The organism is Kitasatospora nipponensis (genome assembly GCF_039528135.1).
GTDB lineage: Bacteria > Actinomycetota > Actinomycetes > Streptomycetales > Streptomycetaceae > Kitasatospora > Kitasatospora nipponensis.
Genome location: NZ_BAAALF010000057.1, coordinates 16,707 through 41,456 on the forward strand (window position 1 = coordinate 16,707; position 24,750 = coordinate 41,456).

General features: G+C 73.9%; 20 protein-coding genes, 1 tRNA gene and 1 other RNA gene. 19 read left to right on the top strand and 3 right to left on the bottom strand.

The annotated features are described in order from the left end of the window. Positions 1-94 precede the first annotated feature (94 nt). Positions 95-289 (bottom strand): hypothetical protein, encoded by a 195-nt coding sequence (locus ABD323_RS17815; RefSeq protein ID WP_344442635.1) that lies wholly within the window; start codon positions 287-289, stop codon positions 95-97. A gap of 504 nt (positions 290-793) precedes the next feature. On the opposite strand from ABD323_RS17815, the gene ftsE reads away from it, so the two are divergent. The 12 genes from ftsE to ABD323_RS17875 all read left to right on the top strand — a co-directional run bounded on the left by ftsE (position 794) and on the right by ABD323_RS17875 (position 14,194). Next, a complete protein-coding gene (gene ftsE, locus ABD323_RS17820) occupies positions 794-1,483 on the top strand; it encodes a cell division ATP-binding protein FtsE (RefSeq protein ID WP_035848706.1) in 690 nt (229 codons plus the stop codon). Between the two features lie 63 nt (positions 1,484-1,546). After that, positions 1,547-2,458 (top strand): permease-like cell division protein FtsX, encoded by a 912-nt coding sequence (gene ftsX / locus ABD323_RS17825; protein ID WP_344442637.1) that lies wholly within the window; start codon positions 1,547-1,549, stop codon positions 2,456-2,458. 132 nt (positions 2,459-2,590) lie between these two features. Continuing rightward, the gene (locus tag ABD323_RS17830) at positions 2,591-3,757 is read left to right on the top strand and encodes a S41 family peptidase (protein ID WP_344442639.1); all 1,167 of its coding nucleotides are present in this window, start codon (positions 2,591-2,593) and stop codon (positions 3,755-3,757) included. Positions 3,758-3,861: 104 nt separating this feature from the next. Beyond that, a complete protein-coding gene (smpB, locus tag ABD323_RS17835) occupies positions 3,862-4,338 on the top strand; it encodes an SsrA-binding protein SmpB (RefSeq protein ID WP_344442640.1) in 477 nt (158 codons plus the stop codon). A gap of 111 nt (positions 4,339-4,449) precedes the next feature. Then, the gene (locus ABD323_RS17840) at positions 4,450-5,811 is read left to right on the top strand and encodes an alpha/beta hydrolase (protein WP_344442642.1); all 1,362 of its coding nucleotides are present in this window, start codon (positions 4,450-4,452) and stop codon (positions 5,809-5,811) included. A gap of 100 nt (positions 5,812-5,911) precedes the next feature. Then, positions 5,912-6,282: a transfer-messenger RNA gene (gene ssrA / locus ABD323_RS17845) on the top strand. Positions 6,283-6,640: 358 nt separating this feature from the next. Continuing rightward, on the top strand, positions 6,641-8,893 hold the full coding sequence (locus ABD323_RS17850) for a HelD family protein (protein WP_344442657.1): 2,253 nt from the start codon (positions 6,641-6,643) through the stop codon (positions 8,891-8,893). 405 nt (positions 8,894-9,298) lie between these two features. Then, on the top strand, positions 9,299-10,774 hold the full coding sequence (locus ABD323_RS17855; protein ID WP_344442643.1) for an NAD-dependent malic enzyme: 1,476 nt from the start codon (positions 9,299-9,301) through the stop codon (positions 10,772-10,774). 539 nt (positions 10,775-11,313) lie between these two features. Then, on the top strand, positions 11,314-11,595 hold the full coding sequence (locus ABD323_RS17860) for an HU family DNA-binding protein (RefSeq protein ID WP_035848732.1): 282 nt from the start codon (positions 11,314-11,316) through the stop codon (positions 11,593-11,595). 105 nt (positions 11,596-11,700) lie between these two features. After that, positions 11,701-12,375: a response regulator transcription factor gene (locus ABD323_RS17865; protein WP_344442644.1), complete on the top strand. Its 675-nt coding sequence runs from the start codon at positions 11,701-11,703 to the stop codon at positions 12,373-12,375. Next, positions 12,372-13,694 carry a sensor histidine kinase gene (locus tag ABD323_RS17870; protein ID WP_344442646.1) on the top strand — a complete coding sequence of 441 codons (1,323 nt, stop codon included), beginning with the start codon at positions 12,372-12,374 and terminating at the stop codon, positions 13,692-13,694. Before ABD323_RS17865 ends, ABD323_RS17870 begins: the two co-directional genes overlap by 4 nt. A 77-nt stretch (positions 13,695-13,771) precedes the next feature. Continuing rightward, entirely contained in the window at positions 13,772-14,194 is a 423-nt protein-coding gene (locus ABD323_RS17875) for a hypothetical protein (protein WP_344442647.1), read from the top strand. Positions 14,195-14,319: 125 nt separating this feature from the next. Here the strand turns inward: ABD323_RS17875 and murA are convergent, their stop codons facing one another. Then, on the bottom strand, positions 14,320-15,663 hold the full coding sequence (gene murA, locus ABD323_RS17880; RefSeq protein ID WP_344442648.1) for a UDP-N-acetylglucosamine 1-carboxyvinyltransferase: 1,344 nt from the start codon (positions 15,661-15,663) through the stop codon (positions 14,320-14,322). 289 nt (positions 15,664-15,952) lie between these two features. Between murA and ABD323_RS17885 the strand changes: the two genes are divergently transcribed. The 6 genes from ABD323_RS17885 to ABD323_RS17910 all read left to right on the top strand — a co-directional run bounded on the left by ABD323_RS17885 (position 15,953) and on the right by ABD323_RS17910 (position 23,511). After that, positions 15,953-16,522 carry a YqgE/AlgH family protein gene (locus ABD323_RS17885; RefSeq protein WP_344442650.1) on the top strand — a complete coding sequence of 190 codons (570 nt, stop codon included), beginning with the start codon at positions 15,953-15,955 and terminating at the stop codon, positions 16,520-16,522. 101 nt (positions 16,523-16,623) lie between these two features. Further along, the gene (locus ABD323_RS17890) at positions 16,624-16,899 is read left to right on the top strand and encodes a DUF3039 domain-containing protein (RefSeq protein ID WP_344442651.1); all 276 of its coding nucleotides are present in this window, start codon (positions 16,624-16,626) and stop codon (positions 16,897-16,899) included. A gap of 124 nt (positions 16,900-17,023) precedes the next feature. Then, complete coding sequence (locus ABD323_RS17895; RefSeq protein ID WP_344442652.1) at positions 17,024-18,643, top strand: beta-N-acetylhexosaminidase; 1,620 nt, start codon at positions 17,024-17,026, stop codon at positions 18,641-18,643. 442 nt (positions 18,644-19,085) lie between these two features. Beyond that, on the top strand, positions 19,086-19,967 hold the full coding sequence (locus ABD323_RS17900; protein WP_344442659.1) for an FAD binding domain-containing protein: 882 nt from the start codon (positions 19,086-19,088) through the stop codon (positions 19,965-19,967). Beyond that, positions 19,964-21,199, top strand: coding sequence for a (2Fe-2S)-binding protein (locus ABD323_RS46040; RefSeq protein WP_425556044.1), 1,236 nt, complete (start codon positions 19,964-19,966; stop codon positions 21,197-21,199). The genes ABD323_RS17900 and ABD323_RS46040 overlap by 4 nt, the downstream gene beginning before the upstream one ends. Beyond that, a complete protein-coding gene (locus ABD323_RS17910; protein ID WP_344442654.1) occupies positions 21,196-23,511 on the top strand; it encodes a xanthine dehydrogenase family protein molybdopterin-binding subunit in 2,316 nt (771 codons plus the stop codon). Before ABD323_RS46040 ends, ABD323_RS17910 begins: the two co-directional genes overlap by 4 nt. Positions 23,512-23,690: 179 nt before the next feature. Here ABD323_RS17910 and ABD323_RS17915 read toward each other — a convergent pair. Then, positions 23,691-23,762, bottom strand: a tRNA-Cys gene (locus ABD323_RS17915). A 302-nt stretch (positions 23,763-24,064) separates the two neighbouring features. Between ABD323_RS17915 and ABD323_RS17920 the strand changes: the two genes are divergently transcribed. Then, on the top strand, positions 24,065-24,750 hold a 686-nt coding region (locus tag ABD323_RS17920), incomplete at its 3' end, for an MFS transporter (RefSeq protein WP_425556045.1).

The following is a 24,750-nucleotide window of genomic DNA, read 5'->3' on the forward strand; positions in this document are numbered from 1 at the left end:
GGGGGGGGGGCGGGGGGGCGGGGGGGGGGGGGGGGCCCCGGGGGGACCGGGGCCCCCCTCTCGCGTCAGCGCGTGTCGTCGTCGTCCGGCCCGCTCAGGCCAGTGCCTGCCGGCAGATCACCGCGACCGCCAGCAGGGTGGCGATCAGCGCGAGCAGCGCGGCCGGGGAGAGTTGGGCGAACGGGTTCTGCTGTTCCTGCAGCCGCGCGCGCTCCGCACGGCAGACCGAGCAGCGGCCGTCACTCACACGGCCGGCGCAGTTGGCGCACACCAGATGGTCGCACGTCATGCGATCTCCTCCTTGCTGCTACTGCCAACGCACCGGGCGGTCCTTTGGTTCCTGCCGGTGCCCCGCGCGGGCGAGCGGTGGCCCTCGGTGACCGCAGTCTTCCCTCTACTCTGCCAGGTTCCACGCCATCCGGCGCCCGGGCCGCGGAACCAGGCCGTCGCGGGCGGGCCGTCCGTCGCCATATTGCCGACATCGGGTGCACCGGAAGCCCAGGCGGCTGTGAAATGCCTCGCAATTTTCCGGGTAATCCACCGCAGATGCGGACAATCCGGCGACGGTTGACCGGTCGGGCCCTGCGCGCTCCGGTCGCTGTCGCGTATGGTCCCAAGCCGGGGGAGCGCCGACCGCGGCTCCCACCGTCCGTCCCCGGCCGGATCGCGGGGGCGGGACCGACCGAGGAACGGCGCCGTCCAGCACCTCCTTCCGGCCCGAAGTAACAATCGGGTCACGGAAGTTGTCCGAGGCGGCAGCCATTCCGCCTAGGATGGCCTCCGTGATGCAGCCGTGATCAGATTCGACAACGTTTCCAAGACCTATCCCAAGCAGAACCGCCCCGCCCTGTCGGAGGTCTCGCTGGAGATCGAGAAGGGCGAGTTCGTCTTCCTGGTCGGTTCCTCCGGCTCGGGCAAGTCGACGTTCCTGCGCCTGTGCCTGCGCGAGGAGCGCCCGAGCACCGGCGAGGTGCACGTGCTCGGCAAGGACCTGGGCAAGCTGTCGAACTGGAAGGTGCCGCACATGCGGCGTCAACTGGGGACCGTCTTCCAGGACTTCCGCCTGCTGCCGAACAAGACCGTGGCGCAGAACGTGGCGTTCGCGCTGGAGGTCATCGGCAAGCCGAAGGGCGCCATCAACAAGGTGGTCCCCGAGGTGCTCGACCTGGTCGGCCTCGGCGGCAAGGAGGACCGGATGCCCGGCGAGCTCTCCGGTGGTGAGCAGCAGCGCGTGGCGATCGCCCGGGCCTTCGTCAACCGCCCGATGCTGCTGATCGCGGACGAGCCGACCGGAAACCTCGACCCGCAGAACTCGGTCGGCATCATGAAGCTGCTGGACCGCATCAACCGCACCGGGACCACGGTGCTGATGGCCACCCACGACCAGGCCATCGTCGACCAGATGCGCAAGCGCGTGATCGAGCTCGACAAGGGGCTGCTGGTCCGCGACCAGGCCCGCGGCGTCTACGGCTACCAGCACTAGGACCTCCCGCCGGTCCGTCGACGCCCTCGGTCCACCAGCACTGATCTTGGAGTAGAAGAAGCCATGCGCGCCCAGTTCGTCCTGTCGGAAATCGGTGTGGGTCTCCGCCGCAACCTGACGATGACCATCGCGGTCGTGGTCAGTGTCGCGCTCTCGCTCGCGCTCGCCGGGGCCAGTCTCCTGGTCCGCGACCAGGTCAACTCCATGAAGGGGTACTGGTACGACAAGGTCGAGGTGAGCATCTACTTCTGCACCAAGGCCGACGCCAAGACCGCGCCGCAGTGCGCGAACGGGGCGGCGACCGACGACCAGATCGCCAACGTCAAGGCGAGTCTGGACAAGATGCAGCCGCTGGTGAAGAGCTCGACCTTCGAGACCCAGGCGGAGGCGTACAAGCACTGGAAGGACATGAACCCCGACAGTGCCCTGGTCTCCGTGCTGGGCGCCGAGGCGATCCCGTCCTCCTGGCGGGTCAAGCTCAACGACCCCACGCGCTTCGACATCATCCAGAGCGCCTTCGCCGGGCAGCCGGGCGTGCGCTCGGTGGAGGACCAGCGCAAGATCCTGGAGAACCTGTTCGGGCTGCTCAACGGCCTGCAGACGGCGGCCTTCGTGATCATGGTGCTGATGCTCTCGGTCGCCCTGCTGCTGATCGTCAACACCGTACGGGTGTCGGCCTTCAGCAGGCGAAGGGAGACCGGAATCATGCGCCTGGTGGGCGCGTCCAACTTCTACGTGCAGATGCCGTTCATCGCCGAGGCGGCCTTCGCCGCGCTCCTGGGGGCGGTCCTCGCCTCCGGACTGCTGCTGCTGGGCAACTTCGGCGTGCAGCACTGGCTGGCCAACCGGGTCCAGTTCATCCACTTCATCGGGCTCTCCTCGGTGCTCCAGGTGATCCCGTTGCTGATCGTCGCCGGTATGGCGATGGCGGCCGTGGCGGCCTTCCTGACGCTGCGCAAGTACCTGAAGGTCTGAGACCGTGCCGCGGCCGGCCGGCGGTCGTCCGACCGGCCGCTTCGCGGCGGCCGGTCGGCTCCCTGGTCACTCCTGGTGATGTTTCGGCGATCCCCGACCACGGAGCGCACCGGGCACCTACACTGCGGTCTCATGGCGCGTCCCATGGCGGCAACCACCCGGCGGGCGCGTCAGGGTGCCACTCTCACCCTGCTGTTCGGCGTGGTGCTGATCAGCGGCGCGGCCGCCGGCGCCTGGGGCGGCGAGCCCGCCCCGGTCCGACGGCTGCCCTCCACCGAGGCACTGGCCGCCACCTCCGACGTCTCGGCGCTCTCCCCGCAGCAGGCCGAGCGGCTGGTGGCGAGCGGCGGCGACCGCTGGGCCGCGTACTACAGCCCGCAGGACTACGCCGAGTTCGCGCAGGGACTGGACGGCGAGTACCTGGGGGTCGGGCTCGTGGTCGAACAGGGCCAGGACGGCGGCACGGTGGTCTCCGAGGTGCCGCCCGGGCCGGCCGCCGCGGCGGGGGTCGCGGTCGGCGACGTGCTGCTCGCGGTCGACGGCGCGGCCGTCGAGGGACTGCCGGTCACCGAGGTGGTGGCCCGGCTGCGCGGGCACACCGACGTCCCGAGCCCGCAGAGCGCCACGGCCGGCCCCGGCTCGCCGGTGGTGCTGACCCTGCAGCGCCGCGGCGGCGCACCGCACCAGGTGACGCTGCGCCGGACCGTGCTGGCCACCCAGGACGTCAGCGCCGACCACCCCGCCGCCGACGTGCTGCGGATCACCGTGCGCGCCTTCACCAGCGGGGTCGGCGAGGAGGTCCGCGAGGCGGTGCGGCGCTCCCCGGCGCGAGCCGTGGAGCTGGACCTGCGGGGCAACTCCGGCGGGCTGGTGGAGGAAGCGGTGGCGGTCGCCTCGGTCTTCCTGGACGGCGGGCCGGTGGCCTCCTACCTCAGCAACGGCGAGCGGCGCGAGCTGTCCGCCGCCCCGGGCGGGGACACCCGCACCCCGCTGGTGGTGCTGGTGGACGGCGGCACGATGAGCGCCGCAGAACTGCTCACCGGCGCCCTGCAGGACCGCTGCCGGGCCGTGGTGGTGGGCGCCAGGACCTTCGGCAAGGGCACCGTGCAGCAGCCCAGCCGGCTGGCCGACGGCTCGGTGCTGGAGCTGACCGTGGGCCGCTACTTCACCCCGGCCGGGCGCTCGCCGGACGGCAGCGGCCTGCTGCCCGACGTGCCGGTCGCCGACCCGGCCGAGGCCGGCGCCCTGGCGCTGCGGGTGCTGAGCGGCCTGGGCGACGGCGCGCCGGGCCCGCGTTGAGCGGGCGTCGGGCCTTCGTGAGCCGCCGTCGCCCGGCCGCCGGGTCGGCCCGCCGGTAATCCGGCTGCCAGGAGCGTCCCCGGGATGCGAGAATGATCGGCGCTATGGCAAAGGAAAAGGGACAGAAGCTGATCGCGCAGAACAAGAAGGCGCGACACGAGTACACGATCCTGGACACCTACGAGTGCGGGATGGTGCTCACCGGTACCGAGGTGAAGTCGCTGCGCGAGGGCCGGGCCAACCTGGTGGACGGCTACGCCTACACCCAGGGCCACGAGGTGTGGATCGACAACGTCTTCATCCCCGAGTACACCCAGGGGACGTGGACCAACCACTCGGCGCGCCGCAAGCGCAAGCTGCTGCTGCACCGGATGGAGATCAACAAGCTCGAGGCGAAGACCAAGGAGACCGGGCACACCCTGGTCCCGCTCTCGCTGTACTTCAAGGACGGCCGGGTGAAGCTGGAGCTGGCCCTGGCGGTCGGCAAGAAGCTCTACGACAAGCGGCAGACCCTGCGCGAGAAGCAGGACACCCGGGAGACCGCCCGCGCGGTGGCCGCCGCCCGCCGCCGGCAGGGCTGAGCGCGCCGCACCCGGCGGGCCGGCCGCCGCTCTGTGACAGCTCTGTCCCAACCAGCCCACCGGGCCCGCTCGGTGGGCCGGTGGCGCGGGCCGGCTCAGTACGATCCCGGGATGAACATCTCGCTGCTGGACGGCTGGTTCCCGTGGGCGGTGCAGGTGGCCGCCGCGGCCGCACTGACCACCGCGGTCGGCTGGCGCGACCGCCGCTGGCGGCTGCGCCGGGCCCCGCTGGCGCTCGCCGCGGCCCTCGCCCTGACGGCCGGGCTCGGCCTGCTGGCGGTCACCGCGGGCGGGATCACCGACCCGCTGCCCCGGGCCCTGTGGCTCTGGCTGGGCGCGGCGGTGGCCGCACCCGCCGTGCTGGTGGCGGGCTGGCGCGGGGCGCGCTGGTGGCACCGCGCCACCGCCCCGCTGGCGCTGCTGCTCGCCCTGCTCGCGGGCGCCGACGCCCTGAACGCCTCCACCGGCTACTTCCCGACGCTGGACGACGCGATCGGCGAGCTCAGCGGTACGCCGCTGCCGCAGCAGGTGAGCCTGGAGCAGCTCGGCTCGCTGACCGGCAGGAGCGACACCGGCCGGATCGTCGAGGTGACGGTGCCGGACGCCTCGGGCGGCTTCGCGCACCGTCCGGAGCTGGTCTACCTGCCGCCGGCCTGGTTCCGCAGCCGGACCAGGCCCCGCCTGCCGGTGGTGGAGATGATCGGCGGCGAGTTCGCCGCCCCCGACAACTGGGTGCGCGCGGGCAACGCCGTGCAGACCGCGGACGCCTACGCGGCCCGGCACGGCGGTTTCGCCCCGATCCTGGTCTTCACCGACGCCACCGGCGGTTTCAAGGTGGACACCGAATGCGTGAACGGCCCGAACGGAAAGGCCGAGGACCATCTGGTCAAGGATGTTCCGCGTTATGTCGAGAAGACGTTCCAGACCGCCACCGACCCGCGGAAATGGGGCGTGGTCGGCTGGTCGATGGGCGGCACCTGCGCGGTCGACCTGGCGGTGGAGCACCCGGACGTCTTCGGTCGTTTCGAGGACATCGCCGGCGATATCGGCCCCAATACCGGTGACAAGCAGCAGACGATAGACCGGCTCTACGGCGGCGACGCGGCGGCCTGGGCCGCGCACGATCCGATGACGGTCCTGGCGCACCACGCGCGCTACCGCGACAGCGCCGGCTGGTTCGAGAGCGGCGACCAGGAGGGGCAGCACATCGGCCAGGCCCGGCAGCTGGACGCGGCCGCCCGCAAGGACGGGATCGCCTGCCGGGTGACCGTGCAGCCGGGCCGGCACGTCTGGCAGTTCGCCGCCGGGGCGTTCGCCGACGCGCTGCCCTGGCTGGCCCAGCAGCTCGGCACGCCCGGCCCGCACCCGGGCGCCGGGGTGCCGTCGCCGGGCGGGCCAGGCACCGCGCCCGGCACCGCGCCGAGTCCCGGGCCGAGCCGCAGCCCCGGCCCGGCGGCCACCGCGCGGACCTGACCGCGGGCAATGCGCTGGACCCCCTCCCGGCAGGCGCGTACCATGGGCGCAGCACCACCGGCCGGGTCCGCCCGACCGCAGCTGTTTCTCAACAACACATGGGGATGATCGGTTTCGACAGGGGAAGTCGAAACAGGAGAAGCGAGCCGAGGAACGCGGCAATGATCTCGTTAACCATCTGCCGCAAAAAAATAATCGCCAACTCTAAGCGCGATTCCTTCGCGCTCGCTGCCTAAGCAGCGAGTAGCGTGGTGTCAGACCGGGGAGTTCCCGACCCGGACCCTGGCATAATCTAGGGAACTCAACCGTCCGCCCGGGCTGCGAGGGTGGATGGGAAATCAAACAGCAGCTGGGCCTGTTGGCGGCTTGTCCGCGTGACTGCCAGGGCCGAGAAAAGCACAGCGGACTGCGCTCGGAGAAGTCCTGAATCCACTCCACTGGACCCGGGTTCGATTCCCGGCATCTCCACCCATCCCATGTGCATGCGGGCCGTCCTCCTGACCGGGGGGCGGCCTTCGTGTTTCCCGGTCCGCGGCCGGTGCGGGAATGCCCTGTGTCCGGGGGCGTATGCGGAGTGCGACGGAGAGGACGGGCGCGCGCCCCAGGGCGTAGGATCTTCTGTCCGCTGCTTTCCGGCACCGGTTCTCCACCCGCATTCCGTACGACAGGGGGCTCCTTGGGCGCGCACGGCACAGCCCAGCAGCACGCAGCCGCGACCACCGCAGGCACCGCCGCGACGACCGCCGACGGCGACGGCACGAGCAGCGCCGCGGGCGCTGCCGCGCGCCCGGGCCCGGCATCCGCCGCACCGGCCGCCGCCGCCGAGGGGTTGCGCGAGCGTGAGATCGCCGGCGAGCAGCAGCATCTCGACACGGTCTACCACCGCCTGGACGAGAAGCTCGCCGAGGCCGAGTACGTCCTGGAGGACGCCGCCAAGCGGGTCCAGGTCGGCACCCCCGGCGCGCTCGCCGAGCGGGACGCCCAGGTCTACCGGGCCGGCGCCCACCTGCACCGGCTCAACAGCGAGTTCGAGGACTTCCTGTTCGGCCGCATCGACCTCCAGCAGGCGGACGCCCCGGAGGAGCACGGCATCCCCTCCTTCACCCCGCTGGACGCCGCCGACCCGAGGGTCGCGCAGAGCCTGCACATCGGCCGGCTCGGCGTGCTGGACGCCGAGTACGGCCCGCTGGTGATCGACTGGCGGGCCCCCGCCGCCGCGCCGTTCTACCGGGCCACCCCGCTGGAGCCCGGCCGGGTGCTGCGCCGCCGGGTGATCCGCTCCAAGGGCCGCAAGGTGGTCGGCGTCGAGGACGACCTGCTGCGCCCCGACCTGACCCCCACCCTGGACGGCCGGGAACTGGCGGTGGTCGGCGACGGCGCGCTGATGGCCTCGCTGGGCCGGGCCCGCAGCCACACGATGCGCGACATCGTCTCCTCCATCCAGAAGGAGCAGGACGAGGTCATCCGGGCCCCCGCCGCGGGCGCCACGCTGGTCACCGGCGGTCCGGGCACCGGCAAGACCGCGGTGGCCCTGCACCGGGCCGCCTTCCTGCTCTACCAGGACCGCCGCCGCTACGCCGGCGGGATCCTGGTGGTCAGCCCCACCCCGCTGCTGGTCTCCTACACCGAGGGCGTGCTGCCCTCGCTCGGCGAGGAGGGCCAGGTGGCGATCCGCGCGGTCGGCAGCCTGGTCGACGGCATCGAGGCGGAGCGCTACGACACGCCCGAGACGGCCCGGATCAAGGGCTCGGCCCGGATGGTCCAGCTGCTGCGGCACACCGCCCGGGCGGCGCTGGAGATCGGCGCCCCCACCGAGCTGAAGGTGGTGGCCCGCGGCGAGGTGCTGCGGCTGGACGCCGGCCGGCTGCGGGCGGTGCGCGGCAACGTGGTCGGCGGCGGCGGCACCCCGCTCAACCTGCTGCGGGCCCGGGCCCGGCGGCTGCTGCTGGACGCGCTCTGGTCCGAGCTGGTCAAGCACCTGCCACGGCCCAGCGACCACTACGCCCGCGAACAGCGCCAGGAGGAGAAGGAGTCCTTCGACGAGTACGTCAGCGACGAGGCGCCGTTCCTGGACTTCCTGGACGCCTGGTGGCCGGCGCTGACCCCGCGCCGGGTGCTGGCCACGCTGCGCCAGAGCCGGCACACCAACCGGATCGCCCGACGGGTGGTCAGCCCGGAGGAGGCCCGGCTGCTGGCCGCCTCCTGGCGCCACCTGGGCGAGCGCGGCGAGGGCGCGCTGAGCGCCCACGACGTGGCGCTGGTCGACGAGCTGCAGCTGCTGCTCGGCGAGCCGGCGCGCCCGAAGTCGCGCGAGGTGGACGCGGTGGACCTGCTCACCGGGCTGGACGAGGTGACCACCTACGCGGACCGCAGTTCGAGCCGGCGCGAGCGGGTGGTGGAGCGCACCGAGTACGCGCACGTGATCGTCGACGAGGCGCAGGACCTCACGCCGATGCAGTGGCGGATGATCGGCCGCCGCTCGCGCACGGCCACCTGGACCATCGTCGGCGACCCGGCGCAGAGCTCCTGGCCCTTCCCGCAGGAGGCGCAGGCCGCGCTGGACGAGGTGCTGGCCGGCAAGCCGCGGCGGCGCCACACACTGACCGTCAACTACCGCAACCCGGCGGAGATCGCGGACGTGGCGGCGAAGGTGCTGGCGCTGGCCGCGCCGGGCACCCCCTCGCCGAGCGCGGTGCGCTCCACCGGCGTGCTGCCGCGGTTCGCCGCGGTGGCCTCGGCCGATCCGGCTGCCTTCGGGCAGGCGGCGCGGGCCGAACTGGTGCGGCTGCTGGGCGAGGTGGACGGCACGGTCGCGGTGGTGGTGCCGATGGAGCGCCGGGCCGAGGCGGCCGGCTGGATCGAGGGCCTGGGCGCGCGGGCGGTGGCGCTGGGCAGCCTGGAGGCCAAGGGCCTGGAGTACGACGCCACGGTGGTCGCCGACCCGACCGGCATCGCCGGCGAGTCCGAGGCCGGGCTGCGGGTGCTCTACGTCGCGCTCACCCGGGCCACCCAGCGCCTGACCGTGCTCTCCGGCCTGGACGACCTCCCCGACGCCGAGGGCGTCCCGGCGCTGCTGCGCTAGCGGCCGACGGCCCGTCAACGACTGTGGCCCCCACCGGAGGTGGGGGCCACAGTCACTACGTTGGCGACACCGACCCGCCATGCTCGCCTCGCGGCAAGTGGTCGCTCGAAGCGACTAAGGTTGGGCCCGGGGGCTTGGATCGAGCCGGTGTCTCGTCCAATGTAACCCATCGGTCCCCGCAGGCAATCCCCATCCGACGGATTTTCCGGGGTGGCCCCGACCGGCCACGGGACCTGTTGTCGGGTCCGTGCAACCAACGGCCGTTATTTCTGGGATGCCTCTGGTAGGTGCGACCATCGAGGCCTAGGATGCGCGAGGCGCAGCATCAACACTTTGTTGAAATCAACAGGGTGTTGAGGACGGCCTGGCCAGCTCACCCCTCATGTGGACGGAAGAAGGACGTCGATGGCGACGGTGCCCAGTGTCTCCAACTCGATCACGGTGCGGCTGGAGGTCCCGGCCAGCGGCGGCGCGGTCAGCAACATCACCACCGCCGTGGAGTCCTCCGGTGGCTCGGTGACCGGGCTGGACGTCACGGCCTCGGGTCTGGAGGCGCTGCGGATCGACGTGACGGTCGCGGCCGCCTCGGTCGCGCACGGCGAGGAGATCGTCGAGAAGCTGCGCGCCATCGAGGGCGTGACCATCGGCAAGGTCTCGGACCGCACCTTCCTGATGCACCTCGGCGGCAAGATCGAGATGTCCTCCAAGCTCCCGATCCGCAACCGTGACGACCTCTCGATGATCTACACCCCCGGCGTCGCCCGGGTCTGCATGGCGATCGCGGAGAACCCCGAGGACGCCCGCCGACTGACCATCAAGCGCAACAGCGTCGCGGTGGTCACCGACGGCTCGGCGGTGCTGGGCCTGGGCAACATCGGCCCGCAGGCCGCGCTGCCGGTGATGGAGGGCAAGGCGGCCCTCTTCAAGCGCTTCGCGGGCATCGACGCCTGGCCGATCTGCCTGGACACCCAGGACACCGACGAGATCGTGGCCGTGGTCAAGGCCATCGCGCCCGGCTTCGCCGGCATCAACCTGGAGGACATCTCCGCGCCGCGCTGCTTCGAGATCGAGGCCCGGCTGCGCGAGGCGCTGGACATCCCGGTCTTCCACGACGACCAGCACGGCACCGCGATCGTGGTGCTCGCCGCGCTGACCAACGCGCTGCGGGTGGTCGGCAAGGAGATCGGCGAGATCCGGGTGGTGATGTCCGGGGCGGGCGCCGCCGGCACCGCGATCCTCAAGCTGCTGCTGGACGCGGGCGTGGCGCACGCCACGGTGGCCGACGTGCGCGGCGTGGTGCACGGGGGCCGCGAGGACCTCAACGACTCGCTGCGCTGGATCGCCGAGCACACCAACCGCTCGGGCCGCACCGGCAGCCTCAAGGAGGCGGTGGCGGGCGCCGACGTCTTCATCGGCGTCTCGGCCCCCAACGTGCTGGACGGCGACGACATCGCCTCGATGGCCGACAACGCGATCGTCTTCGCGCTGGCCAACCCGGACCCGGAGGTCGACCCGGCCGTCGCCCGGCAGACCGCCGCCGTGGTGGCCACCGGCCGCAGCGACTTCCCCAACCAGATCAACAACGTGCTGGTCTTCCCCGGCGTCTTCCGCGGCCTGCTGGACGCGCAGAGCCGCACGGTGAACACCGAGATGATGATCGCCGCGGCCCGCGCGCTGGCCACCACGGTCACCGACGACCAGCTGAACGCGAACTACATCATCCCCAGCGTCTTCCACCCGGACGTGGCCAAGACGGTCGCCGCGGCGGTGCGCGAGGCCGCGCTGGCGGCGGGCGACGGAGGCGGCCAGACGCCCTCGCGGCCCACTCCGGGCATCGTCGGCACCCTGGACACCGCGGCCTTCCCGACCTTCCGCCTGTAGGCCCTCCAGGGCCCACCAGGGCCCGGCGGCGGGCCGCGCCGGGCCGCCCGGGGCGGTATCCGGTCGATCAGGTGGCCGAATACCGCCCCTTCCCGTGTGTCGCGCGTCCGAATCCTTGCGACACAAGGGGAAGGGGCGTGTTTGGGCTTGTCACCGTCAGGGCGTACGGTAGCCCTGCACGGGGCAGGCGTGTCCGACAAGTACGGAACGTCCCCCAACCACTCGGCGAGTCGTTCCCGACCGCCGCCCGCGTCGGTCCGCCGGCGTCGACGAAGCGTCACAGCTGCGTGGGGAGGGCGCCGTTCGGGGTGGACGGCCGAGGCCCGATTGGCTTTCTCGGGGCCGGTAAGGGCAGGATTCGTACCCAGGCAGGCACGTGGCAGGACCGACACGGTGCGCGGCTCGGGGCACGAGCCGAGCCACTACCACCAGCCGCCTGAACGAGCACAGTGTGCGGACCAGCGGCCCAGCCGGGTGCCTCCGGAGGGTCCGATCGATGGGGCCCCGCACACCGCAACGAACAGACCACAGGAGTACACATGAACCGCAGTGAGCTGGTGGCCGCTCTGGCCGACCGCGCCGAGGTGACCCGCAAGGACGCCGACGCCGTTCTGGCGGCCTTCGCCGAGGTCGTCGGCGAGGTTGTGGCCAAGGGTGACGAGAAGGTCACCATCCCCGGTTTCCTGACCTTCGAGCGCACCCACCGCGCCGCTCGCACCGCCCGCAACCCGCAGACGGGTGAGCCGATCCAGATCGCGGCCGGCTACAGCGCCAAGGTGAGCGCGGGCTCCAAGCTCAAGGAAGCCGCCAAGGGCGCCTGATCCACTCGGAGCGGGGGCGGACCGGACCACAGTCCGGTCCGCCCCCGCTCTGCTGTTCCCGCCCGGCCCCGCCGCCGCGGCGGCGCTGACCTAGGCTCGGACACCATGCGCGTACTGGTCCTGGAGGACGACCCCCGGCTGGGCCCCGAGATCGCCGACGGGCTGCGCCGGGCCGGCTTCGCGGTCGACCTGGCCACCGACCTCGCCGAGGCCGGCTTCAAGCTCGACGTCACCGCCTACCACTGCCTGGTGGCCGACCGGATGCTGCCCGACGGGGACGCGCTCACCCTGGTCGCCGCCCGCCGACGGGCCGGCTGGCTGCGCCCGGTGCTGATGCTCAGCGCGCTGGACTCGGTGGCCGACCGGGTCGCCGGCTTCGAGCACGGCGCCGACGACTACCTGGTCAAGCCGTTCGCCGCGGCCGAGCTCGCCGCCCGGGTGCGCACCCTGTGCCGGCGCCCGGAGCCCAACCGGCTGCCCCAGCTGCGGATCGGCGACCTGGAGCTGGACCTGGCCCGCCGCCGGGTGACCCGGGCCGGCGTGCTGCTCTCGCTGACCGCCAAGGAGTTCGCGGTGCTCGAGGTGCTGATGCTGCAGGGCGGCGCGGTGGTCAGCCGCAGCCACCTGATCGAGAGCTGCTGGGACGAGCGATGCGAGCCGATGTCCAATGTCGTCGACGTGCTGATCGGCCAGCTGCGCCGCCGGCTCGGCGCCCCCGACCCGATCGAGACCGTGCGCGGCGCCGGCTACCGGCTGACCGACCCGGACGAGGCCCCGTGAACCGCGCCCCCTCCGCGACGCCGACCGCGGCCGGGCGGCTGCGCAGGCTGCGCCGCCTGCTCACCCTGCTCTTCGCCGCCACCACGGCCGGCTGCCTGCTGGTACTGGCCACCCTGGCCGCGCACACCGACGCCCGCTCGCGGGCCAGGGACGTGGACAACGAGGCGGGCCGGCGGGCCGGCGGACTGGCCCGGGCGCTCTGGTTCGAAGGCGGCCAGCTGGCCACCGACTCGCTGACCGAGGACGAGCTGGCCCGTGGCGCCACCGTGCTGGCCGCGCTGGTGGCGGTGCCCGGCGGCGGCCCGCCGCAGGTCCGCTTCAGCCGGCCGGGCGGCGGACGGCTGCCGGCGACCGCGACCCTGAGCGCGCTCTTCGCCCGGGTGCAGGCCAGCCAGGACGGCGAGCTGCTCAGCGCGCCGGACGGCACCGGACGCCCGTTGCGCTGGGCCGGTGCGCCGGTCTGGGACGGTGACACGGTCTCCGCGATGGTGCTGGTCGGCGTCGACCCGGCCGCGGGTCTGGCCGACCACGCCCGGCTGGTGCGCCGGCTGCTGCTGGGCTGCTCGGCGCTGGTGCTGGCGGCGGCCGCGATCGGCCATCTGCTCTCCGGCCGCGCGATGCGCCCCGCGCTGCGCGCACTGGACCAGCAGGAGCAGTTCCTCGCCGAGGCCGCACACGAGCTGCGCACCCCGCTGGCCACCCTGCGGCTGGTCGTCGAGCACGGGGCGGGCCGGCCCGCCGAGGCGCCGGCCGCGCTCGCCGAGGCGGTCCGGCTGACCGACCGGCTGGCCCGGCTGGTCACCGGCCTGCTGGCGCGCGCCCGGATCGAGGCGGGCAGCCAGCAGGTCGAGCTGACCCTGCTGCGGCTGGACCAGTTGGTGGAGCAGACGGTGGCCGAACTCGCGCCGCCCGCGCAGGGCCCGCCGGTGGCGGTGCTGCTGCCCGAGCAGCCGGTGGTGGTGCGCGGGGATCCCGAACTGCTGGGCCAGGCGGTGCGGAACCTGGTGGAGAACGCGCTGCGGCACGGCGGCGGCAGCCAGGTCACGGTGACGGTCGCGCCCGGCCTGGTCGCGGTCCGCGACGGCGGGCCCGGGGTGCCGGCCGCGCGGCGCGAGGAGGTCTTCCGGCGGGGCGTCACCGGCGGCGCGGGCAGCGGTGGTCGTACGGGCGCCGGCGGCAGCTGCAGCGGCGCGGTCGCGGGGACCGGCACGGGTCTGGCCATCGTGCGCTGGGTGGCGGGACTGCACGGCGGCACCGCACAGCTGGCCGAGGCCCCCGGTGGCGACCTGCTGGCCGAACTGCGGCTGCCGCCCGGCTGACCGGCCGCCAGGCGTCCCGGGCGGGGTCACCCGGCGGCCTCATCGTCCGCTCATGGACCGGCTGGCAGGCTTCCCCCATGAGCAAGCGCACCGAGCGGCAGGGCCCGCGGCGGCTGCGGTCGGCGGCCGTGCTGGTGCTGGCGGCCACCGCGATGGCGGGAGTGATGTACGCGCTGCCGGCCGGGCAGGCCGCGGCCGACGGCCTCGCCGCGCCACCGACCGGCAGTCTGCGGCTGGCCCCAGACCACCGGATGTACCCCGGTGCGGGACAGCGCCGGCCGGCACGGCCGCCGGCGCACGACGGGAGCGGGGCGGGCCGGGGCCCAAAAGCCCCGGGGCGGCCGGCGATCGGAGTCGGGGCCCGGCCGGGCGCCCGCACGGCGCGGGTCACTGCCGCCGCCCACTCGCGCCCCCACGCGATCACCGATCCGCCCACTGGATACGGCAGTTGCTGCACTGTCGCTGACCGTGACGGCGTGCGGCCGCGCGCCGCACGGTAGTTGACGCTTGCTCGCACGAACGGCCGGCCCGGTCAGGCCGGTGGCGGGGCCCACCCTGGCGGGGGCGCCCCGCGCAACGGGGCCGCCCTGGCGGGGGCGGCCCCACAGTCCTGTCCGACGCCGGGTCAGACGGTGGCCAACAGGCCCTCCTCGGAGGGCAGTTCGACGTGCGCGCCGAGCTCGCGCAGCTTCTGCATGAAGTTCTCGTAGCCGCGGTTGATCAGCGAGATCCCGTGCACCGTGGAGGTGCCCTCGGCGGCCAGCGCCGCGATCAGGTACGAGAAGCCGCCGCGCAGGTCCGGGATGACCAGCTCGCCGCCGAGCAGCTTGGACGGGCCGGAGACCACGGCCGAGTGCAGGAAGTTGCGCTGCCCGAACCGGCACGGGGTGCCGCCCAGGCACTCGCGGTAGAGCTGGATGTGCGCGCCCATCTGGTTGAGCGCGGAGGTGAAGCCCAGCCGCGACTCGTACACCGTCTCGTGCACGATGGACAGGCCGGCCGCCTGGGTCAGCGCGACGACCAGCGGCTGCTGCCAGTCGGTCTGGAAGCCCGGGTGCACGTCGGTCTCCAGCGCGATCGCGTTGAGCTCGCCGCCCGGGTGCCAGAAGCGGATGCCCTCGTCGTCCACGGCGAAGGCGCCACCGACCTTGCGGAAGGTGTTGAGGAAGGTCATCATCTCCAGCTGGCGCGCGCCGCGGACGTAGATGTCGCCCTTGGTGGCCAGTGCGGCGCAGGCCCAGGAGGCGGCCTCCAGCCGGTCCGGCAGCGCGCGGTGGTCGTAGCCGCCCAGCACGTCGACGCCGGTGATCTGGATGGTCCGGTCGGTGCCCATCGAGATGATCGCGCCCATCTTCTGCAGCACGCAGATCAGGTCGACGATCTCCGGCTCGATGGCCGCGTTGCGCAGCTCGGTGTCGCCCTCGGCGAGCACCGCGGTCAGCAGCACCTGCTCGGTGGCGCCGACCGAGGGGTAGGGCAGCTCGATCTTGGTGCCGCGCAGCCGCTGCGGGGCCACCAGGTAGGTGCCCTGCGGGTGCTTCTCGATGGTGGCGCCGAACTGGCGCAGCACCTCGAAGTGGAAGTCGACCGGTCGGCCGCCGATGTCGCAGCCGCCCAGGCCCGGGATGAAGGCGTGGCCCAGCCGGTGCAGCAGCGGGCCGCAGAAGAGGATCGGGATCCGCGAGGAGCCGGCGTGCGCGTCGATGTCGGCGACGTTGGCGCTCTCCACGTGCGAGGGGTCGAGGAAGAGCTCACCGTCCTCGCCGGTGCGCACGGTCACGCCGTGCAGCTGGAGCAGACCGCGGACCACCTTGACGTCGCGGATGTCCGGGACGTTGCGCAGTCTGCTGGGGCCCTGGCCGAGCAGGGCGGCCACCATCGCCTTGGGCACCAGGTTCTTGGCGCCGCGGACACGGATCTCGCCTTCCAGCGGGTTTCCGCCGTGGACCAGCAGGACGTCGTCGGTCATCGTTCTCGCAATCCGGGGTTTGCAGCCGGGAAGGCAGGGTTCCTCAGCCGGGCAGGCAGGGTGGGCAGGCGTGCGACAGGGGCCGCACGGGCGCCACCTCTGGTAGATGGTAGTAGGAGGTTGAACGGTTCCCTGGTGTTCGCATGGTGATCATGCTCTCTCCGGGTGGAAGGCGGCGGGCATGTCGGCTGGACGGGTGAGTCCCGGCGCGCCGCGGGTTTCGGCCGCCGTCCGTGTGGCTTTCGTGTTGGGTACCCCGTACGGGCCCGGCTGCGGGATCATGTGAGGCATGACCGCGGCCTCCTCCCACACCGGCCGACTGCTCGTGGCGACGCCCGTGCTCACCGACCCGAACTTCGCGCGCTCGGTGGTGCTGCTGCTGGACCACGACGAGCAGGGCGCGCTGGGCGTCGTCCTCAACCGGCCCACGCCGGTGGAGGTGCGCGACGTGCTCGACGGCTGGGCCGAGCTCGCCGGCGACCTCCCGGTGGTCTTCCAGGGCGGCCCGGTGGGCCTGGACTCCGCGCTGGCCATCGCGGTGGTGCCCGGCGAGCCGGGCCCGGCCGACCCGCTGGGCTGGCGGCGGGTGCACGGCGCGATCGGCCTGGTCGACCTGGAGGCGCCGCCGCAGGTGCTGGCCGGCGAGCTGGGCAGCCTGCGGGTCTTCGCCGGCTACTCGGGCTGGACGCCGGGCCAGCTGGAGGGCGAGCTCGACGAGGGGGCCTGGTACCTGGTCGACGCCGAGCCGGGCGACGTCTCCTGCCAGCAGCCGGACCGGCTCTGGCGCTCGGTGCTGCGCCGCCAGCGCAGCCCGCTGGCGATGTTCACCACCTATCCGGAGGATCCGACCCTCAACTAGCCCGCCCGGCACCGGGCCCCGGGGCGCGCCGCGCGGCCGCCGCCGGCGGCCCCGAGGGCTTTCTGTCCGTTTCGTGTGCGTCCCCCATAGACTTGGCGCCCATGAGCACTCTTGAGCCCGAGCGCGGCCTCGGCACCGGCACCCTGGTCGAGCCCGTCCCGCAGGTGTCCCACGGCGACGGCGACCACGAGCGCTTCGCGCACTACGTCCAGAAGGACAAGATCATGGAGAGCGCGCTCTCCGGCTCCCCGGTGGTCGCGCTCTGCGGCAAGGTCTGGGTGCCCGGGCGCGACCCGAAGAAGTACCCGGTCTGTCCGATGTGCAAGGAGATCTTCGAGGGCATCGAGCCGCCGGCCGGCGGGGACGACAAGAAGTAGTCGCCGGGCGCGGACCACAGCGGGTAGCCGGTCGGACGCGGGCCGCCGTCACGGCGGCCGACCGGCCGGTTTGCCGGCGCCAGTGGTCTATGCCAATCGCGGCCGGAGCGGCAGGATGGCCCGCATGGACCTGATCCCCGCCCCGTCCGTCGTCCGCCTGTCCGCCGAGCCGGGCCTGCCGCTGGGTCCGCTGACCACGCTGCTCGGCGGTCCCGGCACCGAGGCCGCCGCGGCCTGGCTGCGCGCCGCGCTCGGTGCCGCCACCGGTCTGCCGCTGCCCGCCCCCGAGGGGGAGCCGTCCGCCGCGGTGATCGAGCTGCGGCTGGACGGTGAGCTGGCGCCCGAGGAGTACCGGATCAGCGTCAGCGCCGAGCGCGCGCTGCTCACCGCCGGCGGCTCGGCCGGGGCGCACTGGGCCGCCGAGACGCTGCGCCAGCTGCTGGGTCCGGACGCCTTCCGGCGGGCCCCGCTGCGCCGCACCGGCTGGCTGCTGCCCGCCTGCGAGCTCGCCGACGCCCCGCGGTTCGGCTGGCGCGGCGCGCTGCTGGACGTGTCGCGGCACTTCCTGCCCAAGGCCGACCTGCTGCGCTACGTCGACCTGCTGGCCGCGCACAAGCTCAACGTGCTGCACCTGCACCTGACCGACGACCAGGGCTGGCGCTTCGAGGTCAGGCGCTACCCCAGGCTCACCTCGGTCGGCGGCTGGCGGGAGCGCTCGATGGTCGGCTTCCGCGCCGCCGACCGGCGCGACGAGCAGCCGCACGGCGGCTTCTACACCCAGGACGACCTGCGCGAGCTGGTCGCCTACGCGGCGCAGCGCGGGATCACCGTGGTCCCCGAGATCGACCTGCCGGGCCACATGCAGGCGGCCATCGCGGCCTACCCGGAACTCGGCAACACCGACGTCGTCGACACCGCCGCGCTCGGGGTGTGGACCGACTGGGGGGTCAGCGAGAACGTGCTGAACGTCGCCGACACCACCCTCGCCTTCTTCGAGGGCGTGCTGGAGGAGCTGCTGGAGGTCTTCCCCTCCGAGTACGTCCACCTGGGCGGCGACGAGTGCCCCAAGGACCAGTGGCGGGCCAGCGCGGCGGCGCAGGCGCGGATCAAGGAGCTCGGCCTGGCCGACGAGGACGAGCTGCAGAGCTGGTTCATCCGGCACTTCGACCGCTGGCTGGCCGAGCGCGGGCGCCGGCTGATCGGTTGGGACGAGATCCTGCAGGGCGGCCTGGCCCCCGGGGCGGCGGTCTCCTCCTGGCAGGGCTACGCCGGCGGGGTGGCCGCGGCGCGCGCCGGGCACCCGGTGGTGATGTGCCCCGAGCAGTACGTCTACCTGGACCACCGGCAGGCCGACGGGCCCGACGAGCCGATCCCGGTGGGCTTCGTGCGCACCCTGGAGGACGTCTACCGCTTCGAGCCGGTGCCGCCGTCGCTGGATCCGGTGAGCGCGCGTCAGGTGATCGGCACCCAGGCGAACCTGTGGACGGAGTTCATGAACGACGCGCGCGACCTGGACTACCGGGCCTTCCCGCGGCTGGCCGCCTTCGCCGAGGTGGCCTGGTCCGACCTGCCGCGCGACCCGGCCGCGCGCGACTGGCCCGGCTTCGAGCGGCGGATGGCGGAGCACTACGCCCGGCTGGAGGCGCTCGGCGTGGAGTACCGCCCCGCCGACGGCCCGCACCCCTGGCAGCGGCGTCCCGGCGTGCTGGGCCGCCCGACGGACGGGCCGGTGCCCGCGCGCTGACGCTCGAGCGACTGCTCGGCGGCCGACCGCCTGCCCGGTCGGCGGGCGGCCGGGCAGACGGACCGCGGGTCGACCGACTGTCAACCGGATGATCGGATCAGGTGCTGGTCCGATCGTCTGGGAACCTTCCGCGGGCGCGCGGCGTCAAGAACAGGTGAACATCCGGTCTCATTCGTGGGGGATCTGCCCGAAAAGTGACCGGACGTCCCGGACCCCGAGGGCGATCACGGTGCACGATGTGCCAGAGTTGCCCGACCCGGTGGTGGCTTCTGTTCGGCAGCCCGGGCCCGTACTCTACGGGCGGTACCGCAGACCCGCGGTCCGGATGGGAACCGGCCGGCCCCGGCGCCGGCCGCACAGCGGCTGAGCGCGGGCCCGAGCGCAGGCCCGAGCGCAACCAGAACGAGTGGAGCACGGTGGGATCCTGGTGAACCGGACGATCATGCTGCCGACCTCCCTCGACGAAGCCGTCGAGGCCCTGGGGGCCAGTCCCGCCGCGGTTCCGGTGGCCGGCGGAACCGACCTGATGGAGGCCGTCAACGCCGGACGGCTGCGCCCCGCCGCCCTGATCGGCCTGGGCCGGATCACCGAACTGCGCGGCTGGCGCTACGAGGACGGCGGCACCGCCGTGCTGGGTGCCGGCCTGACGCTGGCCCGGATGGACCGCCCCGACTTCGCCGCGCTGATCCCCGCGCTGGCCGACGCCGCGCGCACCGCCGGCCCCCCGCAGACCCGCAACGTGGGCACCCTGGGCGGCAACATCGCCACCGCCGCCCCGGCGGGCGACACGCTGCCGGTGCTGGCCGCACTGGAGGCCACCGCCACGCTGGCCCGGCACGGCGCCACCCGCGAGGTGCCGGTCAGTCACCTGCTCACCGGCCTGGACCCGCTGCGCCCCGGCGAGCTGCTCACCTGGGTGCGGGTCCCGCTGCTGCACGCCCCGCAGGTCTTCCTCAAGTCCACCGGCCGCAGCGGCCCGGCCCGCGCCACCGCCTCGGTCGCCCTGGTGCTCGACCCGGCCCGGCGCGCGGTGCGCTGCGCGGTCGGCGCGGTCGCGCCGGTGCCGCTGCGGCCGCTGGAGGCCGAGGCCTGGGTGGCTGGCTGCATCGACTGGGAGGCCCGCCGCGAGGAGGGGGCCCAGGCGATCGATCCGGCCGCGCTGGCCGCCTTCGGCGAGTACGTGGCCACCGCCTGCGTGCCCGACGGGTACGGGGCCGAGGCCGGCTCGCCGCTGGCCATCGAGGGGCCGAGCGCGGCCGCCGTCCGGCTGCGGCGTACCGTGGCGGTGCTGGCCCGCCGGGCACTGGGAAGGGCACTGAAGTGACGGCAGAGGTGACCGCCGAGATGGCGGCCGATCCGACGAACCACCCCGTCCACCCGGGTGACGGACGCCCCTGCGCCTCGTACACCCTGCGCGTGAACGGCTTCGAACGACCCGTCACCGACGCCTGGATCGGCGAGAGCCTGCTCTACGTGCTGCGCGAGCGGCTCGGCCTGGCCGGCGCCAAGAACGGCTGCGAGCAGGGCGAGTGCGGGGCCTGCTCGGTGCAGGTGGACGGCCAGCTGGTGGCCGGCTGCCTGGTGCCCGCGGCGCTGGCGGCGGACAGCGAGATCAACACGGTGGAGGGCCTGTCGGCGGGCGGCGCGGCCAGCGACGTCCAGCAGGCGCTGGCCGAGTCGGGCGCGGTGCAGTGCGGTTACTGCACCCCCGGCATGGCGATGGCGGTGCACGACCTGCTGCAGCGCAACCACCGGCCCAGCGAGGTGGAGGCCCGCCAGGCGCTCTGCGGCAACCTCTGCCGCTGCACCGGCTACCGCAGCGCGCTGGCGGCCGTCCAGAGCGTGGCGGACGCCCGCGGCGCGGCCCTGCAGGAGGCCGAGGAGGCGGAGGCCCAGGCGGGGGCCGCGTCCCCGGGCGAGGCACCCCAGGCGCCCGCACCGTCCGCCGCCGCACCGAGCGCCCCGCCCGCCGAGGCACCCGCGCCGCCGGTGTACCAGGACGCCTGGACGCAGACCCCGGCCGCCGGCGAGGTGCCGCTCTTCGGCGCCGACGAGAGCGGCTGGATCAGCGCCGACCCGCCGGCCCAGGCCGGGCCCGGCGCCACCGCGGCCGGCACCGGTCTGGGCGTGATCCCGGCCCAGGGCCAGCACCTCGGCTACGACCCGACCGCCTACGGCCCCGGCACGGTCTACGACGCGGGCAGCGGCTACGAGCCCACGCCCGCGCACGGCACCGCCGCCCCCGGGGTGCCCTTCGAGGTCACCCCCGCGCACGGCATCCCCTACGAGCCGACCCCCGCGCACGGCACCCCGTACGGCGCCACCCCCGCCCACGGCACCGACTACCCGGCCGCCCCGCCGTACGCCGCCGGCCCGTACGCCGCCACTCCCTACCCGGGCACCGCGTACGAGGGCGTGGCCTACCACGGCACGCCCGCGCACGGCGTGCCCGCGCCGGGCACCCCCTACGACGGCACCGTCTACGAGAGTGCCCCCGGCCTCTACCCCCAGCCTCCGGCCGGGGCGACCTCCGCTCCCGAGGACGACACCGCATGACCACGCCCACCGACAGCGTCCCGTCCGCCGGCGCGCCGTCGACCCCCCAGGCCGACGCCGGCGAGCCGGCCCAGCCCTTCGGCCTGGGCAGCTCCCCGCTGCGCACCGACGCGCTGCCCAAGGCGCTCGGCATCTACCCCTACGCCGCCGACCTGTGGGCCGAGGGACTGCTGTGGGGCGCGGTCCTGCGCTCGCCGCACCCGCACGCCCGGATCGTCTCGATCGACACCGCGCCCGCGCTGGCCCTGCCCGGGGTGCACGCCGTGGTCACCGCCGCCGACCTGCCCGCCGGTGCGACCACCCGCGGCGGCCGGCCGGTGCTGGCCCTCGAGGTGGTGCGCCACCACGGCGAGCCGGTGGCCGCGGTGGCCGCCGACCACCCCGACACCGCCCGGCTGGCGGCCGCCGCGATCGTGGTGGAGTACCAGCCGCTGGAGGCCCTGACCGACCCCGAGCAGGCGTTCAGCGCGCCCGCCCTGCACCCGGACGGCAACCTGCTGCGCCACCTGCCGCTGCGCACCGGCGACCCGGAGGTGACCGGCGAGGTGGTCGTCGAGGGCCTCTACCAGGTCGGCCGCCAGGACCCCGCGCCGATCGGCGCCGAGGCGGGCCTGGCCGTGCCGCGCCCGGACGGCGGCGTCGAACTGCACCTCTCCTCGACCGACCCGCACGGCGACCGCGAGCTGACCGCCGCCTGCCTGGGCCTGGAGCCGGACCGGGTGCGGCTGGTGGTCACCGGCGTGCCGGGCGCCACCGCCGACCGCGAGGACCCCTCCTTCCAGGTGACCCTGGCGCTGCTGGCGCTGCGCACCGGGCGCCCGGTGAAGATGACGCTGACCCGCGAGGAGTCCTTCCAGGCGCACCCCAGCCGCCACCCGGCGCTGCTGAGGTACCGCCACCACGCCGACGGGCAGGGCCGGCTGGTCAAGGTCGAGGCGCAGATCCTGCTCGACGGCGGCGCCTACGCGGACGTCTCGGCCGAGGTGCTGGCCGCCGCCACCGCCTTCTCGGTGGGTCCCTACCAGTGCCCGAACGTCTTCGTGGACGCCTGGGCGGTGCGCACCAACAACCCGCCGGCCGGGCGGATGCGCGGCGAGGGGGCGCTGCAGTCGTGCTTCGCCCACGAGTCGCAGCTGGACCTGCTGGCCGGCCAGCTGGGTCTGGACCCGCTGGAGATCCGCCGGCGCAACGTGCTCGCCACCGGCGACGCGCTGCCCACCGGCCAGGTCGTCACCTGCCCCGCGCCGGTGGCCGCCCTGCTGGACGCGGTGGCCGACACCCCGCTGCCCGCACTGCCGGTGGACGAGCCGGACACCGACTGGCTGCTGCCCGGCGGTCCCGGTGGCGCGGGCGACCCGGCGGCGGTGCGGCGCGGCATCGGCTACGCGGTGGGCATGGTGCACATGCTCGGCGCGGAGGGGACCGACGAGGTCTCCACCGCGACCGTGCGGGTCAGCGGCGACCACGCCACGGTGATCTGCGCGGCCGTCGACGCCGGCCAGGGCTTCGCCACGCTGGCCCGCCAGATCGTGCAGTCGGTGCTGGGCGTGAGCGAGGTCTACGTCGCGCCGGTGGACAGCGACCAGTCGATCGCCGGCCCCTCGGCCCGCGGCCGGCACACCTGGGTCTCGGGCGGCGCGGTCGAGAAGGCCGCGCTGATGGTGCGCCACCAGCTGCTCGCGCCGATCGCCGCGGACTTCGGCATGTCGGTCGAGCTGCTCTCGATCGCCGACGGCAAGATCACCTCGTACGACGGCGTGCTCGGCATGCCGGTCACCGAGGCGCTGGAGGGCAAGGAGCTCTGGGCCACCGCCCAGTGCCGCCCGCACCCCACCGAGCCGCTCGACGAGGCCGGCCAGGGCGACGCCTTCGTCTCCATCGCGTTCTGCGCGATGCGCGCGGTCGTCGACGTGGACATCGAACTCGGCGCGGTCCGGGTGGTGGACGTGACGGTGGCGCAGGACGTGGGCCGGGCGCTGAACCCGGGGCAGATCGAGGACCGGATCGAGGCGGGCGTGGCGCAGGGCGTGGGCCTGGCCCTGCTGGAGGACCTGCGCACGGTCGGCGGGGTGCCGCTCAACCCCTCGCTCACCGGCTACCGGCTGCCCACCGCGCTGGACACCCCCGAGGTGCGGATCGCCGCCCTGCTGGAGGAGCGCGACGTGGTCGCCACCTTCGGCGCCAAGGCGGTCAGCGCGGCGCCGGCCGTGGTCGCGCCGGCCGCGGTGGCCGCGGCCGTGCGGGCCGCCACCAACCTGCCGATCGGCCGCCTGCCGATCCCGGCGCAGGACGCGGTGGTCCCGGTCGGCTGAGACCCGACAGGTCGACGTTCCCGCCGGCGCACGTCCGCGCCGGCGGGAATCCGCTTTTCTCGGACGCTTTTCTCGGACGCCTTTCCGGAATCCGGTCCGGGTCCTTTTCCGGGTACGCCGAATTCCCGCCCGGCGCATTCTCTGTCCGCCGGTCGGGAATATCGGTGATCATTGCAGGGAGGCCATGGCGGGGATCGAACCCGCGTAAACCGCTTTGCAGGCGGTTCCCTCAGCCACTCGGGCACACGGCCGGGCGATGGGCTGGGACAGCCCGTCGTTCAAGGGGAGGAACAGGGGAGGAGTCAGACGCAGGCGGGGCGACAACACGCCTGCGGGCCGGTACAGGAGGGGGCGGTGATACGGGTCATCGTCTCTTTCCTCGCTCTCCGGTCGAATGTCCTGCCGTGCTTTCGATATTCATCTTGGCGGTCGCGGGCGGTCGTCGTCAATACCCCATTGTTGCGGGCCGATGAAATCGAGAGGGGTCCTACGACCATCGATCGAGGTGGATGCGACCGCAGGTCAGGAGTCAACTGGCCGATCGAGCCTTACCATGGCAGGCATGACCACTGCCTCCACCACCACGGTCGACCCCGACCACCGCCACCTCGCCGACCCGGACGACGGGACCGGCGGCGTGCTGGGCCCGCGCTACCGGGCGCTGACGCTGGGGATCGTCTCGGTGGTGCTGCTGCTGGCCTTCGAGGCGACCGCGGTGAACACCGCGATGCCGGTGGCGGCCCGGCAGCTGGACGGCCTGGCGCTGTACGCCTTCGCGTTCTCCGGCTACTTCACCAGCACGCTCTTCGCGATGGTGCTCTCGGGCGAGTGGTGCGACCGGCGCGGCCCGGTGCTGCCGCTCTTCGCCGGGATCGGGATCTTCGCGGCCGGCCTGGTGGTGGCCGGCACCGCCGCGACCATGTGGACCTTCGTCGGCGGCCGGGCGGTCCAGGGGCTGGGCGGCGGGCTGGTGATCGTGGCGCTCTACGTCGTGGTCGGCCGGGCCTTCCCGGAGCGGCTGCGGCCCTCCGTCTTCGCCGCCTTCTCGGCGGCCTGGGTGCTGCCGTCGGTGCTGGGACCGGTGATCTCCGGTGCGGTCACCCAGCACCTGGGCTGGCGCTGGGTCTTCCTGGCCGTGCCGCTGCTGGTGGTGCTGCTGCTCGCGGTGCTGGTCCCGGCGCTGAGCCGGGCCGAGCGCCGCCAGGCGCCCCCCCCCCGCGCCGCGCGCCACGGGGCCCC

What these genes read in the sequence shown, in the direction of transcription:
- ABD323_RS17815 (WP_344442635.1), bottom strand. Translation starts at nt 289, where the DNA reads ATGACGTGCGACCATCTGGTGTGCGCCAACTGCGCCGGCCGTGTGAGT.
- ftsX (WP_344442637.1), top strand. Translation starts at nt 1,547, where the DNA reads ATGCGCGCCCAGTTCGTCCTGTCGGAAATCGGTGTGGGTCTCCGCCGC.
- ABD323_RS17830 (WP_344442639.1), top strand. Translation starts at nt 2,591, where the DNA reads ATGGCGCGTCCCATGGCGGCAACCACCCGGCGGGCGCGTCAGGGTGCC.
- smpB (WP_344442640.1), top strand. Translation starts at nt 3,862, where the DNA reads ATGGCAAAGGAAAAGGGACAGAAGCTGATCGCGCAGAACAAGAAGGCG.
- ABD323_RS17840 (WP_344442642.1), top strand. Translation starts at nt 4,450, where the DNA reads ATGAACATCTCGCTGCTGGACGGCTGGTTCCCGTGGGCGGTGCAGGTG.
- ABD323_RS17855 (WP_344442643.1), top strand. Translation starts at nt 9,299, where the DNA reads ATGGCGACGGTGCCCAGTGTCTCCAACTCGATCACGGTGCGGCTGGAG.
- ABD323_RS17860 (WP_035848732.1), top strand. Translation starts at nt 11,314, where the DNA reads ATGAACCGCAGTGAGCTGGTGGCCGCTCTGGCCGACCGCGCCGAGGTG.
- ABD323_RS17865 (WP_344442644.1), top strand. Translation starts at nt 11,701, where the DNA reads ATGCGCGTACTGGTCCTGGAGGACGACCCCCGGCTGGGCCCCGAGATC.
- ABD323_RS17875 (WP_344442647.1), top strand. Translation starts at nt 13,772, where the DNA reads ATGAGCAAGCGCACCGAGCGGCAGGGCCCGCGGCGGCTGCGGTCGGCG.
- murA (WP_344442648.1), bottom strand. Translation starts at nt 15,663, where the DNA reads ATGACCGACGACGTCCTGCTGGTCCACGGCGGAAACCCGCTGGAAGGC.
- ABD323_RS17885 (WP_344442650.1), top strand. Translation starts at nt 15,953, where the DNA reads ATGACCGCGGCCTCCTCCCACACCGGCCGACTGCTCGTGGCGACGCCC.
- ABD323_RS17890 (WP_344442651.1), top strand. Translation starts at nt 16,624, where the DNA reads ATGAGCACTCTTGAGCCCGAGCGCGGCCTCGGCACCGGCACCCTGGTC.
- ABD323_RS17895 (WP_344442652.1), top strand. Translation starts at nt 17,024, where the DNA reads ATGGACCTGATCCCCGCCCCGTCCGTCGTCCGCCTGTCCGCCGAGCCG.
- ABD323_RS17900 (WP_344442659.1), top strand. Translation starts at nt 19,086, where the DNA reads ATGCTGCCGACCTCCCTCGACGAAGCCGTCGAGGCCCTGGGGGCCAGT.
- ABD323_RS17910 (WP_344442654.1), top strand. Translation starts at nt 21,196, where the DNA reads ATGACCACGCCCACCGACAGCGTCCCGTCCGCCGGCGCGCCGTCGACC.